The 13,585-nt window shown below is 68.2% G+C and carries 15 protein-coding genes; 7 read left to right on the forward strand and 8 right to left on the reverse strand.

Annotated features, from left to right (window positions below):
* Positions 1–105: 105 nt before the first annotated feature.
* The gene (locus ACT3SZ_RS09870) at positions 106–582 is read right to left on the reverse strand and encodes a GNAT family N-acetyltransferase (RefSeq protein WP_444618371.1); all 477 of its coding nucleotides are present in this window, start codon (positions 580–582) and stop codon (positions 106–108) included.
* Between the two features lie 49 nt (positions 583–631).
* The gene (locus ACT3SZ_RS09875) at positions 632–1,879 is read right to left on the reverse strand and encodes an FUSC family protein (protein ID WP_444618372.1); all 1,248 of its coding nucleotides are present in this window, start codon (positions 1,877–1,879) and stop codon (positions 632–634) included.
* Positions 1,880–1,973: 94 nt separating this feature from the next.
* On the opposite strand from ACT3SZ_RS09875, the gene ACT3SZ_RS09880 reads away from it, so the two are divergent.
* A complete protein-coding gene (locus tag ACT3SZ_RS09880) occupies positions 1,974–2,576 on the forward strand; it encodes a TetR/AcrR family transcriptional regulator (RefSeq protein ID WP_444618373.1) in 603 nt (200 codons plus the stop codon).
* On the forward strand, positions 2,573–4,138 hold the full coding sequence (locus tag ACT3SZ_RS09885; RefSeq protein ID WP_444618374.1) for an MFS transporter: 1,566 nt from the start codon (positions 2,573–2,575) through the stop codon (positions 4,136–4,138). Before ACT3SZ_RS09880 ends, ACT3SZ_RS09885 begins: the two co-directional genes overlap by 4 nt.
* Before the next feature lie 13 nt (positions 4,139–4,151).
* Here the strand turns inward: ACT3SZ_RS09885 and ACT3SZ_RS09890 are convergent, their stop codons facing one another.
* A complete protein-coding gene (locus ACT3SZ_RS09890) occupies positions 4,152–4,526 on the reverse strand; it encodes a hypothetical protein (RefSeq protein ID WP_444618375.1) in 375 nt (124 codons plus the stop codon).
* 162 nt (positions 4,527–4,688) lie between these two features.
* Between ACT3SZ_RS09890 and ACT3SZ_RS09895 the strand changes: the two genes are divergently transcribed.
* Both ACT3SZ_RS09895 and ACT3SZ_RS09900 read left to right on the forward strand, forming a co-directional pair.
* On the forward strand, positions 4,689–5,429 hold the full coding sequence (locus ACT3SZ_RS09895; RefSeq protein ID WP_444618376.1) for a DUF1345 domain-containing protein: 741 nt from the start codon (positions 4,689–4,691) through the stop codon (positions 5,427–5,429).
* A 38-nt stretch (positions 5,430–5,467) separates the two neighbouring features.
* Positions 5,468–6,472 (forward strand): alpha/beta hydrolase, encoded by a 1,005-nt coding sequence (locus tag ACT3SZ_RS09900; RefSeq protein WP_444618377.1) that lies wholly within the window; start codon positions 5,468–5,470, stop codon positions 6,470–6,472.
* A 14-nt stretch (positions 6,473–6,486) separates the two neighbouring features.
* Here ACT3SZ_RS09900 and ACT3SZ_RS09905 read toward each other — a convergent pair whose 3' ends face one another.
* From ACT3SZ_RS09905 to ACT3SZ_RS09920, 4 genes are all read right to left on the reverse strand, one after another.
* Positions 6,487–7,425, reverse strand: a complete 939-nt coding sequence (locus ACT3SZ_RS09905; protein ID WP_444618378.1) for an endonuclease/exonuclease/phosphatase family protein — start codon at positions 7,423–7,425, stop codon at positions 6,487–6,489.
* 96 nt (positions 7,426–7,521) lie between these two features.
* Complete coding sequence (locus tag ACT3SZ_RS09910) at positions 7,522–8,010, reverse strand: DUF3151 domain-containing protein (RefSeq protein ID WP_444618379.1); 489 nt, start codon at positions 8,008–8,010, stop codon at positions 7,522–7,524.
* On the reverse strand, positions 8,010–9,047 hold the full coding sequence (gene fbaA / locus ACT3SZ_RS09915; protein WP_444618380.1) for a class II fructose-bisphosphate aldolase: 1,038 nt from the start codon (positions 9,045–9,047) through the stop codon (positions 8,010–8,012). Before fbaA ends, ACT3SZ_RS09910 begins: the two co-directional genes overlap by 1 nt.
* A 127-nt stretch (positions 9,048–9,174) precedes the next feature.
* Positions 9,175–10,335: a glycoside hydrolase family 76 protein gene (locus ACT3SZ_RS09920; RefSeq protein ID WP_444618381.1), complete on the reverse strand. Its 1,161-nt coding sequence runs from the start codon at positions 10,333–10,335 to the stop codon at positions 9,175–9,177.
* Positions 10,336–10,391: 56 nt separating this feature from the next.
* Between ACT3SZ_RS09920 and ACT3SZ_RS09925 the strand changes: the two genes are divergently transcribed.
* Together ACT3SZ_RS09925 and ACT3SZ_RS09930 are read left to right on the forward strand one after the other, a co-directional pair.
* Complete coding sequence (locus ACT3SZ_RS09925) at positions 10,392–11,027, forward strand: DUF1707 SHOCT-like domain-containing protein (protein ID WP_444618382.1); 636 nt, start codon at positions 10,392–10,394, stop codon at positions 11,025–11,027.
* A gap of 166 nt (positions 11,028–11,193) precedes the next feature.
* On the forward strand, positions 11,194–11,520 hold the full coding sequence (locus ACT3SZ_RS09930) for a hypothetical protein (RefSeq protein WP_444618383.1): 327 nt from the start codon (positions 11,194–11,196) through the stop codon (positions 11,518–11,520).
* 104 nt (positions 11,521–11,624) lie between these two features.
* On the opposite strand, the gene ACT3SZ_RS09935 is transcribed toward ACT3SZ_RS09930, so the two are convergent.
* Positions 11,625–12,335: an HAD family hydrolase gene (locus ACT3SZ_RS09935; RefSeq protein ID WP_444618384.1), complete on the reverse strand. Its 711-nt coding sequence runs from the start codon at positions 12,333–12,335 to the stop codon at positions 11,625–11,627.
* Positions 12,336–12,571: 236 nt separating this feature from the next.
* Between ACT3SZ_RS09935 and ACT3SZ_RS09940 the strand changes: the two genes are divergently transcribed.
* Positions 12,572–13,582, forward strand: a complete 1,011-nt coding sequence (locus ACT3SZ_RS09940) for an alcohol dehydrogenase catalytic domain-containing protein (RefSeq protein ID WP_444618385.1) — start codon at positions 12,572–12,574, stop codon at positions 13,580–13,582.
* Positions 13,583–13,585: the final 3 nt, after the last annotated feature.

Raw genomic sequence — 13,585 nt, forward strand, 5'->3', positions numbered from 1 at the left:
CACGTTAGCAACACTGGGCGATCTCCCATAGTTTCTTTCGGGAGCCTGCAGCTTTATCGGCGCGAGGAGAAAATAAATCGCCGGTGAACAACGATTTTTGCGCGCTTAGGCGGTACGCACCATCGACAGGTGCGGAATGCCGCCCTCGTCGTACTCCTCGCCGTAGACCTCGAAGCCGTGCTTGGCGTAGAGCCCGGTGATGTAGGTCTGGGCGTGCAGCACGATCGGTTCGCCGGAGTGCAGTTCCACTGCCCGGGCGACCAGTTGGCCGGACAGGCCACGGCCGCGGAAGCGCGGGTCGGTCGCCACCCTTCCGAGCACCCGGCGCACCACGGCGGTGCCGGGCACGTCCCACAGCGCGGGCACGGCGAGGGTGCGCAGGTAGGACACGACCTCGCGGCCGTTGCTGATGAAGATGTGCAGGGTGCCGTCGTCCAGGTCACGCCAGTCGAGTTCCTCGTCCTCGACCTTCTGCTCGCGCAGGAAGACTTCGGAGCGCAGGCGGGCGATCGCGTAGACCTCGGTGGTGTCGAGGTCGGCCCACCTTTTGACGGTGATCTCGGACAGCGCGGTTGTTGCCATACCCACACTGTATCCGAGGATCGCGGTGCGCCGTCCGGCACCAGCGCACTCAGCTCTCCGGCGCGCCCTCGGGGCCCTCGCCCCACACCTCCGGCGGGAAGCGCGGGTCGTCCACGGTGGGGCGCAGCACGGACATCGCCGACTCCCGGGACATGCCGCAGATCTGCAGGGAGTCCACGATGATCGATCGGCACTGGGCGAGCACCACCGTGCCGGACAGGCTGGAACCCTTGGCGACGCTCAGGTCGGCGCGTCCGGCCAGGACCTGCAGCTGACGGGTGATCTCGGGGATCTCGACCATCTCCTGACGGGTGCCGCGGGTGCCGCCGGAGGCGTAGACGGTGCCGAGGTGGCCGAGTGCGTCGGAGAGGTCGCGGAGCAGGCGTGCCAGCTCCGGGTCCGGCACCACACCGTCGCCGACCATGATCTCGGCGCGTCGGGCAAGCACACGCGAATTGCGCATCACGTTGTCCACCGGGGTGAGGATGCGGTTCATCGAGCGGGTATATCTTCGCGCCGACCAGTACAACGGCGAGATGTTGACCACCTCGTCGCCGCCGCCGACGGAGGTCATCAGTTCGTTGACCCCGGCCTGGGTGCTGCGGGCGGTGACCAGGGCCTCTTCGATGAGGTTCACATCGCGTTCCTCGATGCCCTGGGCCACGTCGTCGATCACCAGGGCGGCCTTGCTGATCAGGTGGGCGACCTCGCGGCGGGCGGTGCGCAGCGGACTGTTGGGGATCACGGCGACGACGATCAGGCCCACGAGCCCGCCGATCAGGGCGTCGACCATGCGCTCCCAGCCGGCCTGGTCGCCTGGCGGAATGAGCGTGGCAACAAGTACCGCGGAACTGGCGGCCTGATTCGCCACGAGCACGCCCTTGTCCACGAAGACGGCGAGCAACATGGCCACGAAGACGGCCACGGTGATCTGCCAGGCACCCTCCCCGATCTGGGATATCACCAGGTCACCGATGCCGATGCCGACGGACACGCCGAGCACGATCTCCAGGCCGCGGCGGGCGCGTTTGCCGCCGTAGGCGCCGAGGCTGATGACCGCGGCGATGGGTGCGAAGAAGGGTTGGGCGTGGCCGATGATGTTGTGGGCGATGAAGAAGGCGAGCCCGGCGGAGACGGCGCACTGCAGGGCGAAGACGGAACTGCCGCGCATGCGGTTGACGCGTTCGACGACGGCGAAGCGGCGCAGCGACTCCGCCGCGGCCTTCACCCCGGCGCGCGCCCGGGCTCGGGGGCGTTCGCGCGCCCGCCTCTCGCGTTGCTTCCGACTGTCCGTCATGGGGTCCATTGTGGCACGCGTCGCTGGCGGCGCACCCCCACATGATGTACACATGTACATGTACATCTGTACATCAATAGAAAGGCTCTTCCCCGTGCCCACACCAGGCAAACGCGACCCCGCCGGACGCCGCGCGGCGATCCTCGACGCCGCCGCCGAACTCATCTGCGAGGCCGGGGCGTCCTGCCTGACCCACCGCGCCGTCGCCGCCCGCGCGCACGTCGCCGTGGGCTCCACCACCCAGTACTTCGCCTCCATCGACGACCTGCGCGACGAGGCGCTGCAAGCCCTCGCCGACGAAAACGACGAGGCACTGGCCGAGGTCGCCGAGAGTCTCGACGGCCCCGGGGACGTGCACGAGACCATCGCCCGCTGCGCCGGCATCCTGCACGACTTCCTTGCCGACACCCGCCAGGTCCACGCCAGCGTCGCCATGACCAGCACCGCGATGACCGACCCTTCGCTGCGCACCCTCGCCCTGCAGTGGTCCGACCAGCTCACCGAGCTTCTCGCAGGACGCTTCGGACGGGCGCGCGCCGCGGCCGCCGTCGCCTACGTCGACGGGCTGACCGTGCACGCCGCGCTGCACGACGGGGCGGCCGACGGAGCAAGCGACGGGGCAACGGACGCTGCGTCCATCACCGCCGTACTCAACGCTCTGCTCGCCATGCCCGATACACAGGAGCCCACCCCATGACCGCACCGTCCTCCCCGCCGGCCCCGTCCCACCCGCAGGCACCGTCCCACCCCTCGGACGGCATGTCGCGCTCCGCCCGCTGGGCGGCCACCGCCGTGCTCACCGCCAGCCTGCTGGTGATCACCATGGACATGACCATCCTCAACATCGCCCTGCCGGAGATGGCCGCCGAACTGCAGCCCACCTCCACCCAGCAGCTCTGGATCGTGGACGTCTACTCCCTCGTGCTGGCTGGACTGCTGGTCTCCTGGTCGGCGGTGGCCGACCGCTGGGGGCGCAAGAAGATGCTGATGCTCGGCTACAGCTTCTTCATCATCGCCTCCCTGCTCGTCGTCGTCGCCGACAGTGCCGCGCAGATCATCGCGATCCGCGCCTTCCTCGGCGTCGGCGGCGCGATGATCATGCCGCAGACCCTGTCGATGATCCGGGTGATCTTCACCGACCTCAAGGAACGCGCCACCGCCCTGAGCATCTGGGCCGCGGTCTCCGGCCTCGGTGCCGCCTTCGGACCGCTGGTCGGCGGCGTCCTGCTCGAACACTTCAGCTGGCACGCTGCCTTCCTGGTCAACGTCCCGCTGATGGGCATCGCCATCGTGGCCGGCTACTTCCTGCTGCCCGAATCCACCGTGTCCAACCCAGGACGCTGGGACGTCTTCGCCGCCGTGCAGTCCATGGTCGGCATGGTGCTGCTGGTGTGGTCGGTCAAGGAGTTCGGCAAGGAGGCGTCCTTCGCCGTGCCCGGCGCGCTGGCCGCCTTCGCCGCCGCCATCGCGATCCTCGCCTGGTTCACCGTGCGCTGCCTGCGCAGCGACTCCCCGCTGCTGGAACTGCGCCTGTTCCGCAACAGGGCCTTCACCGCCGGCATCATCGCCGCACTGGGCTCTACCTTCGCAATGATCGCTGCCCTGCTGCTGCTCGCCCAGTGGATGCAGTTGGTCGACGGCGACTCACCGATCCAGACCGGCGTGAAACTCATCCCCGTCGCCGTGGCCGCGGCACTGTCGTCCATCGCCGCTCCCCCGCTGAGCCGACGTCTCGGCTCGCGCGCCGTGCTCGCCGGCGGACTGGTGCTCGCCGGAGTCGGACTTCTCTACGTCGGCGTGGCCCCCGGCGAGGTCACCTACGCCACGATCCTGGTGGCAATGCTCTTCGTCGGTGCCGGGGTCGGGTCACTGGCCATCGCCTCGGCCATGATCATGGGCGGTTCGCCCGAGGAGAAGGCGGGCAACGCCGGGGCGCTGGAGGAAGCGTCCTACGAACTGGGCGCGGTCCTGGGCATCACGGTGTTGGGCAGTGTCTCGGCGCTGGTGTTCCGCGACCACCTGACCTCCCTGGCAGCCGGGCTCGGCCTGCCGTCCGCCCTGGTCGACCCGGCCGGGGAGTCGCTGGGCGCGGCGATGCACATCGCCGAGGAGGCACAGTTGCCCTCACTAGCCACGAGTGCGGCCGAGGCCTTCACCGACTCCCTGCAGGTCGCCGGATTGATCGGCGGGGTGATCATGGTCGTGGTCGGTACCGCTGTCTTCCTGGTCACCCCGAAGGGCACGCAGGCGGCGCACTGACGCCACGCGCGGGTCAGGCGGCGAGGGCCGCGACCCGCTGGTGCGATACCCCCAGGATGATCCCGATGTCGCGCAGCGAGTAGCCGTCCTGCTTCAGCCGGGAGACCACGGCCCGATTCGCCCGCGCCGCATGCTCGTTGGCTTCATCCGCCTGCTGTCGCAGGGAGTCCGCGCGAGCCTTCAATTCGCTTACCTCGCCGGGAAGAACGGGCTCGACGACGATGTCGACCTCCGAAGGGTCCAACCCTGACAGGTAGGAAATGGCCTCGCGCATCTCATCGGCGGCGTTTCCGAGCCGGCGGGTCTGGGAGACCGCCCCGACCTCGGGGCATTCAAGCACCCAGACCGGGCCTGTTCCGCGCTCTGCGGTCACCGTGAACGTGGTCATCGCCACCATCCCTTCCCGAGCTCCTGGGCGTACTTCGTTCAACAGCTACCGTAGTTCGCTTCCCAAGTCTGTCAACCCCCTATTGACGGTTCATGTCAACCCCCAGTTGACACAACGGCGGTCTGCCCTACCCCGTGCCCGCGCCTGTCTACACTGGCGCGCATGGCCGCCGAGAAAACCTCACGCACCGGGCACCGGATCCGCAGCGACCTCTTCCGCGCCAACGTCAGCACCGCCCTCGCCCTGCTCACCGCGGCGGCGGGCGTCGGCATCGCCCTGCTGACCACCGGCACCGCGACGTCCGGCTGGAAGATTTCCCCGCCGATCGTATTCTTCCTGGTCTACTGGCTATCTTTCACTGCCTACTACCTCTGGTGGACGCATCGCGTCTACGCGCACGCCGACATGGCAGCCGTCCACGACGTCGCCGCCCGGGACTCCCGCGCCCGGCGCAGCTGGACCGGAAAAGTCTCCGGGCTCACCGGTCCGACGGACTGGACGGCGGCCGCGGCGACGATGGCAGTGGTCGTCACCGTGGCCATCGCCCTGTCCCCCGGCGCGCGGGAGGACCCCGTGGTCCTCCTCCTGGGCCTCGCCACGGTCGCCAGCTCGTGGGCACTGATGATCTACTCCTTCGCCCTGGACTATATGCAGGTCAGCGTCCTGCAGGAGCCGGACGAGACGCCCCACGTGCAGTTCGACTTCCCTGAGGAACCCCGCTTCGCCGACTACCTGACCTTCTCGGTGATGGTGTCGACCATGGCCGTCGGTGCCCCAGCGCAGGCCACCTCGCAGGCGATGTGGCGCAAACTGCGCAGCCACGTCCTGCTGGCGTTCATCTTCAACACCGTGATCGTGGCGATGATGGTGTCACTGCTCTTCGGCGGGCTCACCGGAGGCTGACACCGCGCCCCGCCGCACCCGGTGGCAAAGTGAACACCATGACCACATCGCGTCCTGCATCGCGTCCTGCGCACCCGCCCTTCGACCCGGAACTCCTCCCCACCCTGGAGGTGATCCGCCAGATGACCCCGCCGCAGCTGCGCGTCGAGGACCTGCCCGCCATGCGCTCGCGGGACCGCACCGCGCAGACCCTCGACCACCTCCACGGACGGGGCCTTGTTACCCGCGAAATCACCGTGCCCGGCCACGACGGCGCGGAGCTTCCCGCCACGGTGATCAGCCGCGCAGGACGCAGTGGGCGTGCGGCCGGTCCCGGAATCTACTTCCTCCACGGCGGCGGCATGGTCAGCGGACGTCGCCTGGACGCCGTGGAGTTCATGGCCCCCTGGGTCCTGGAACACGACGCGGTACTGCTCACCCCCGACTACCGCCTCGCCCCCGAGCACCCGGCGCCGACCCCGGTGGAGGACGCCTACGCCGGGCTCGTGTGGATGCACGCCAATGCCGCGGAACTGGACGTGGACCCCGACCGCGTCCTCGTCGGCGGCACCAGCGCCGGCGGCGGGCTGGCGGCCGGCACCGCCCTGCTCGCCCGCGACCGACGGGGCCCTGACCTGCTCGGCCAGATCCTCATGAGCCCGATGCTCGACGACCGCGACTCCAGCACCTCGGCGCGTCAGATCGATGGGACGGGCGTCTGGGACCGCGGCGACAACAACTTCGGCTGGTCCTGCTTGCTCGGCGAGGCACGTGGGGGCGCCGACGTTCCCGCCCACTGCGCCCCGGCGCGGGCGGCGGGGCAGCCGGACGGTCTGGCCGGGCTGCCGCCGGCGTTCATCGACTGCGGGACCGCCGAGGTCTTCCGCGACGAGAACGTGGCCTACGCCTCCGCACTGTGGGCCGCCGGCGTGCAGGCCGAACTGCATGTCTGGGCCGGAGCCTTCCACGGCTCGGCGATGATCGTGCCGGACGCCGCGGTCAGCCGGGACGCGCTGAAGGCCCGCGACGCCTGGGTCGCCCGGCTCTTCGCCGCCCCGCGGTAGCAGGTCAGGACAGGTCAGGACGCTGCGAACGTCACGTCCGCCCACACACCACGGTGGTCGGTGCCGTCGACCCGCACGGTTCCGCCGTCGGTACAGGTGCCGTCCCGGACGAGAATATGGTCGATGCGCACCAGCGGGAACCGGTCGGGCCATGTCGGGGCGGTGAGCCCGCCACCGCAGTCCGTCAGCCCCGCGGCGTCGAGGAGGTCGCGGAACTCCGGGTGGGCGACGGTGGCGTTGAAGTCGCCCGCCAGCACCACCGGTGACTCCGAGCCAGCGAACTCCTCGCGCAGCGTCTCCAGGTCGCGCGACCAGCCACCGATGAGGTCGCTGTAGGCCGGCGGCCGAGTGTGCACGCCGACCACCTCGGTGCCGGACGGTCCGGCGAGTCGCACGGACGGAGTCTGGTGACCGGTCAGCCCCCGGTCGGCGATGACATCAGTGACGGAAGCGTCCGACGTCGCGGCGTCCTGCCGGATGAGGACGGCCGTGCCGGACGCACCGCCGGTGTCGCGCACCGGCGCGGTCGCGACGAACCCCGTGCCGCGTTCCACGGCGGCGACCTCATCCGGCGCGGTCTCCGACAGGATCAGGACATCTGGGTCCAGGCGACGGGCCTGCGTCACGATCGAGGCGTTGTCCGCGCCGTTGAAGAAGGTGTTCAGCGCCATCACGCGCAGGGTATTTCCCGTGTCCCCTGTGTCCGCCGATGCCTCCGCCCCACCGGAACTCCCGGAGCCAGCCTGCGTGGTCACCACACCGACCGGCACCACCACGGCGACGGTGAGAGCGACGGCGACCACCGGTGGCCAGGGCGAACGCCGACGCCACCCCAGCCAGCACACCACGAGCGCGCACAGCACCGCACCGGCCACGCCCAGCATGAAGACCGCCTGCGCGGCCGGAACGAACCACGCCAGACGGTCAGGAAGAGCTGCGGTGATGCGCCACAACGGCGTCGACGCCCACGTCAGGCACCCGAGAAAGGTGCCGACGAGGGCGACGACGGCAGCGACGGAGACGACGCGTGGGACGGGACGCAGCGGTGACTACTCCCCTGCGTTCCCGGCGTCCCCAGTGGAGCTGGCGGACATGGCGTCCGCGGCGCCCGGGTCGCAGTCGTTGACGAGGTTGAGGCAACGGATGTACTCGTCCTCCTCGCCGATCGCGCGGGCGGCGGTCGCGAGCATCATGATCGCGCGCAGCACGCCACGGTTCGGACCGTGCGACCACGGCACCGGGCCGGTGCCGCGCCACCCGTTGGTGCGCAGAGCGTCCAACCCGCGGTGGTAGCCGGTACGGGCGCAGGCGTAGGCGGTGACCCGCTCCGTACCGGCGCCGCCGTCGGCACCCTGGGACAGGTGGTAGGCGGCCAATGCGGCCCACACGCCCGAGTCCTTCGGGTTCGCCACGGCGAGAGTCTCGAGCTCCTCGAGCGACTCCGAGCCGGTCACGGCGGTGGCGAGCTCGGCGGGCAGACGGACCTCCGGGTGCTCGGCACCGAAGAGGTCGCGTCCCTTACGGATCTGCTCCGGCATTACTTGGACACCGTGGTGCCGACGGAGTGCAGGTCGTTGCAGGCCTCGATGATGCGCTCGGTCATGGCGGCCTCGGCCTTCTTCATGAAGGAGCGGGGGTCGTAGACCTTCTTGTTGCCGACCTCGCCGTCGATCTTCAGCACGCCGTCGTAGTTGGCGAGCATGTGGCCGGCGATCGGGCGGGTGAAGGCGTACTGGGTGTCGGTGTCGACGTTCATCTTCACCACGCCGTAGCGCAGGGCCTCCTCGATCTTCTCCTTCTCGGAGCCGGAGCCGCCGTGGAAGACGAAGTCGAAGGGCTGTGCGTCCTCGGACAGGCCCAGCTTCTTCGCCGCGGTCTTCTGGCCCATGTCCAGGACCTCCGGACGCAGCTTCACGTTGCCCGGCTTGTACACGCCGTGCACGTTGCCGAAGGTGGCGGCCAGCAGGTAACGCTGACCCTGGTCACCGGCGCCGATGGCGTCCACGGTCTTCTCGAAGTCCTCGGCGGTGGTGTACAGGTTGTCGCCGGCCTTGGCCTCGACACCGTCCTCCTCGCCGCCGACAACGCCGATCTCGATCTCGAGGATGATGTTCGCCGCGGCGCACTTGGGCAGCAGCTCCTTGGCGATCTCAAGGTTCTCGTCGATCGGCACGGCCGAGCCGTCCCACATGTGCGACTGGAACAGCGGGTTCTCGCCGGCCTCGACGCGCTTGCGGGAGATCTCCACCAGCGGGCGCACGTAGGTGTCGAGCTTCTCCTTCTGGCAGTGGTCGGTGTGCAGCGCGACGTTGATGCCGTAGTGCTTGGCGGCGTGGTGGGCGAAGTGGGCCAGTGCCTCGGCACCGTGGACCATGTTCTTCACACCGAGGCCGGAACCGAACTCCGCGCCACCCGTGGAGAACTGGATGATGCCGTCCGACTCAGCGTCGGCGAAGCCCTTCAGGGCGGCGTTGATGGTCTCCGACGAGGTGCAGTTGATGGCCGGGTAGGCGAAGCCGCCCTCCTTGGCCTTGTCCAGCATGTCGCGGTAGACGGCGGGTGTTGCGATGGGCATGAGTGTTCCTCCGTGGGGATTCGACGAGCGGGTCGGCGTTCTCTCCTCAAGTATGCCGTGCCCGGACGATTCTGTCAGTTGCCGGATGTTCCGCGACCCCCATCCGCGCCGCCCGGAACACTCCGCGTCAGTGGCCGTCGTGGGTGACGGTGGCCGCCGCTTCCATGAGCATCCACCCCGAGAGCTGGACCGACAGGTCACGTTCCGGGATTTCCGCCGCCGCCGCGGAGCCCGACAGGGCCGCGCCCATCAATCCGCCGGCCTGCGGCAGCACCGCGTCCCCACCCCAGGATGCGGGGAACACCGGCAGTCCGTCGATCTCCAACCGGTAGCGCCATACCGACTCCGCCGAGCGCAGGACGATCCGGCGGGCGAGCCGACGCGTCGCCGCGCTGGAGCGGTCGTCGCCGGGCAGCGACGTGGCCACCAGGGCGAGGTAGCGCGCGAGGATGCCCTTGAACAGTCCGTTGTCACCGCCGCGGGCCTTCCAGTCCAACGACCAGTTCGGGGTGGTCATGTGTTGGGAGACGGCCTCGACCAGACGGTGCACGCGGGTGATCGCCTGGGTGCCGATCGGATCGACGGCGTCCATGGCAATGCCCGCGGCCCGGCGTTGCGCGCGGGCGAGCTCCAGGTTCGCCCCGATCATCACGCCCTGGCAGTAGGCGTGGATCTCGGTGACGTTCTCCGGGCCGGAGAGCTTCATCTTGATACCGTCCATCACCAGACCGTCGGTGTTGATCAGGTTGGCGTGGACCCAGTCGATGAGCTGCTCGGCGAGCTCGATGCGTCCGGTCCGCGCAGCGAGGATCGCGACGGGGCCGTTGGTGGGCACGTTGTAGAACGTCTCCCCTTCACGCCACGGCATCACGCCGGTGAGACTGTCGACGCCGTCGAAGATGTCGGCTTCCAGCGCACTGCGGTAGCGGACCTTTCCGTAGCGCTCGAGGTTCTCCACACGTTCCAGCGCGAGAGCGAGCCACGCCTTGTCGTCGTAGTAGATATTGCGGGTGAGCCGGCCGAAGTTGCGGATGCGCATGCCGCGGATGGTGCGGCGGATGAAACTGAGACGCAGCCGAGTATTGCGGCGCATCGCAGCGTCCACCTGGCAGTCGATGTAGTGGGCCTGCCACCAGTAGTGCCAGCGGTAGAAGAGCTTGTCGCGCGTGGTCGGCGGCCAGGCGACGACGGCAAGGTTGGTTCGCGGCACGCCCCAAAGACGCCCGCCGTGGCGCTCAGTGATGGCTTGCTCGGCGAGATCGGCTCGGTGGTCCCAACGTTCCTGCATAACTCACATTGTGCCTGCACACCTTAGGGCTTTGCACGTATTGGTAGCCTGACCAAATGAACAGTGCCGAAGGTATGGACGATGCCGGCAGGTCCGCGGACCGGCTCCGCCTCAGCGACAACGACCGGATCCACGCGATGAGCGCACTCGGGGCGCACTTCGCCGATGGCCGGTTGGACGATTCCGAGTTCAACGAACGTTCCGGTGCAGTGGCCGCCGCCCGCACCCTCGGGGAGCTGCGTGGCCTATTCGACGATCTGCCGGGTGGTCTGCCCTTCGACTCCGAGGGCACCGCTATCGCGGTACCGGGGCAGGACGCGGCGCTGGATTCTGCCGCCGATACGGGTCTCGCCGCGCGCGACCCGGAGGCCGCCGAGGTCGAGAGTCTGCGTAAGCGCGGGAACCTGGTGCAGAGCATCGACGGGGCGATCCTGGGCGTGACCCTGGTGACCTTCCTGCTGCTGCAGTTCGTGTTCGACGTCAGCAACGCGTGGATCGTGTGGCCCTCACTGATCGTGACGCTGTCGATACCACGCATGCTGTTGAAGTACTCCGACGAGGACGAGGAGCTCTTCGAGGAGATCAAGGAGGCCGACCAGGAGACCCGAAAGGACCGACTGCGCCGGGCCGCTGAGCGGATGCAGGAACTGGAGTCGCGGGATCGGGGCCGGGAGCACGATGACCGGGACTGACAGGGGCTAGCAGGGGCTGACACGCCACCCCAACAGCAGTGTCAGATGAATCCTTGAAGGATATAAGTGTTTATGTGATTATATCTTCTGCGATGATGTCGGCGGTATGACGTTCCCCGGCATCCGCACCTCTATCAACGCTTATTCCGACACAGGAGGATGTCTCATGACCCGTACCAACTCGTCCAACGCCCGTCGCTGGGCCACCCGCGCCGCTGTCGCCGCAGCAGGTGCCGGCCTGGTCGCCGGTCTCGCCGCCCCGGCCGCGAGCGCCGCCCCGATCAGCACCATCGAACGAGGTGGCGCCGTGTCGTGCACCATCAACCGTGACGTGGAGATGGGGCCGGTCTTCGGCGGATACACGCAGGGCAACTGCGACACCCGACCGGGAACGTTCGTCCGCGGGATCGACACGACCGACATCTACTCCGTCGGCCAGGTCTTCCTGCCCGGCGGTGCCAGCTACTCCGCATGGGTCGAGAAGTTCTGGTGATCCTCAGCACCCCGTCCTGAAACCCCGCGCAGATGTTGGTCCGGACTCCCTGGACCAACATCCGCGTGGGGTTTCGTGATTGGGATGTGGGCTCGCCAACCGCGCTACCGGCCCCGCGAAGCCCGTGCAAAGGCGGCGGCGACGTCGTCGACTCCCTTCGCACCCTGTTGCGAGCTCAGTTCCGGCCACACCTCGTCGTAGAGATCCGTCTGCACGACCCCATTGTCGGGAACCGCGATGCACACCATCCCGGCGTTGTGGGCAGCCGTAATCCCCTGCACCGAATCCTCCAGGACCACACACTCCGCCGGAGGCACCCCCAACTTCTGCGACGCCACCAGATAAGCCTCAGGATCGGGCTTACTCCGGGAGACCTCGTCCCCGGTGACACTCACCCCGAAGGTCGGCATCCCCTGCGAGACGAGCACCCGCTCGACCGTGGCCCGGTACGACATCGTCACCAGCGCCGTCGGCACCCCGGATGCCAGCACCGATTCCACGAGCTCACGAGCCCCTTCCCTCCAGACGTCCTTCTCCCCGAGCATCGCGTCCACCCGGGAGAGGACGAGGTCCGTGATCACCTCGGGCGACTCATCGACGCCCGCCTGTTGCAGCATGACCACGAAGTCGCTCAGGGGCATGCCCACGGCGCGCTCCCGGCGCCCACGAGTCCACAGTCCTCCCCATTTTTCGACTAGCTCGCCACCTGCGTCCGCGTAGAGCGGTTCGGTGTCGATGAGCGTGCCATCGAGGTCGAACAGGACCGCGCCCAGACGTCCGACCCCACCACGTCCCTGCATTGTCTGATTTTCCATAATCTCCTCCTCTTCCTCGAAAAACGGTGTCGACAACCGGCTACCCACGGGAGCAGAACAGACATATCCACATACGTAAATCCCGCGGACCAGCACAATTGCTAGAAATTCTTGTACGTACAGTCTAGACAGACCGTACCGCTGATTGTAAGGTGCATCACAGCGCTGCAACCGTGCCCGAGAGTCGAGCACACAAGGAAAGCGCGGAAACATCGAGGTCAGAAATGCGTGCAGTAGTGCTTGACGGACACGGTGATCATCAACTCGCCGACCTTCCGTCCCCCACACCGGGACCCCACGACGTAGTCGTCGCCCCGGCAGCAGTCGGAGTGTGCGGGACAGACCTGCACCTCGTGATCGGCGACTACCCGACGGGGCGTTTCCCCGTGGTTCCCGGCCATGAGTTTTCCGGCACCGTGACCGCGGTGGGAACCGACGTCACCCGTTGCGCGGTCGGCCAACATGTCGCCGTGAACCCGAACGTCGCTTGCGGAGAATGCGACGACTGCCTCACCGGTGCGCCCAACCTCTGCGAGCACCTGGTTCCCATCGGCGTGGCCGCCGACGGTGCCTGTGCCGAGGCCGTGTCCGTACCCGAGAAGGTCGTCTACCCCATTCCCGACAACATGACCTGGGCCGCCGGCGCCCTGATTGAGCCACTGGCCTGCGTCCTGCACGGGTTGTCGCGTGCACCGTCCCTGGAAGGACGCCGCGTCGCCATCTTCGGGGCAGGGTCGATCGGGTTGCTCGCCGTCGTCGTCGCCAAGGCACGCGGCGCATCCTCCATCACGGTCATCGAGCCCAGCCCGGTCCGTCGCGATGCCGCCCTCGGACTCGGCGCAGAGCGCGCCGTGGTCCCCGAGGAGGAAATCACTCCCCGCAGCATCGACGTAGCCATCGAGGCCAGCGGCCACCCGGCAGCGGTATCCGCTGCCATCGACTCCCTGGACAAGCGGGGCACCCTGCTCCAGATGGGCGTGGTCAGCTCGGAGCGCACGATCGACCTGCGCCCCTACGACCTCTTCGACCGCGAACTCAGCTTCATCGGTTCACAGTCCCTGGCGAACTCCTTCGCCGAGGCAGTCGACCTGATGCCGGAGCTGGCGGACTCCCTCGAGAGCCTGGTCACCCACACCTTCCCGTTGGAGGAATTCGGTGCGGCCATCGAGGCCGCGCACAGCGACTCGGCGCTCAAGGTGCACATCACCACGACGGTCGAGAACCCGCACAACGAGAAGCAGGAATGAGGC

It is taken from the genome of Corynebacterium sp. AOP40-9SA-29, from assembly GCF_052377405.1.
Classification (GTDB): Bacteria; Actinomycetota; Actinomycetes; order Mycobacteriales; family Mycobacteriaceae; genus Corynebacterium.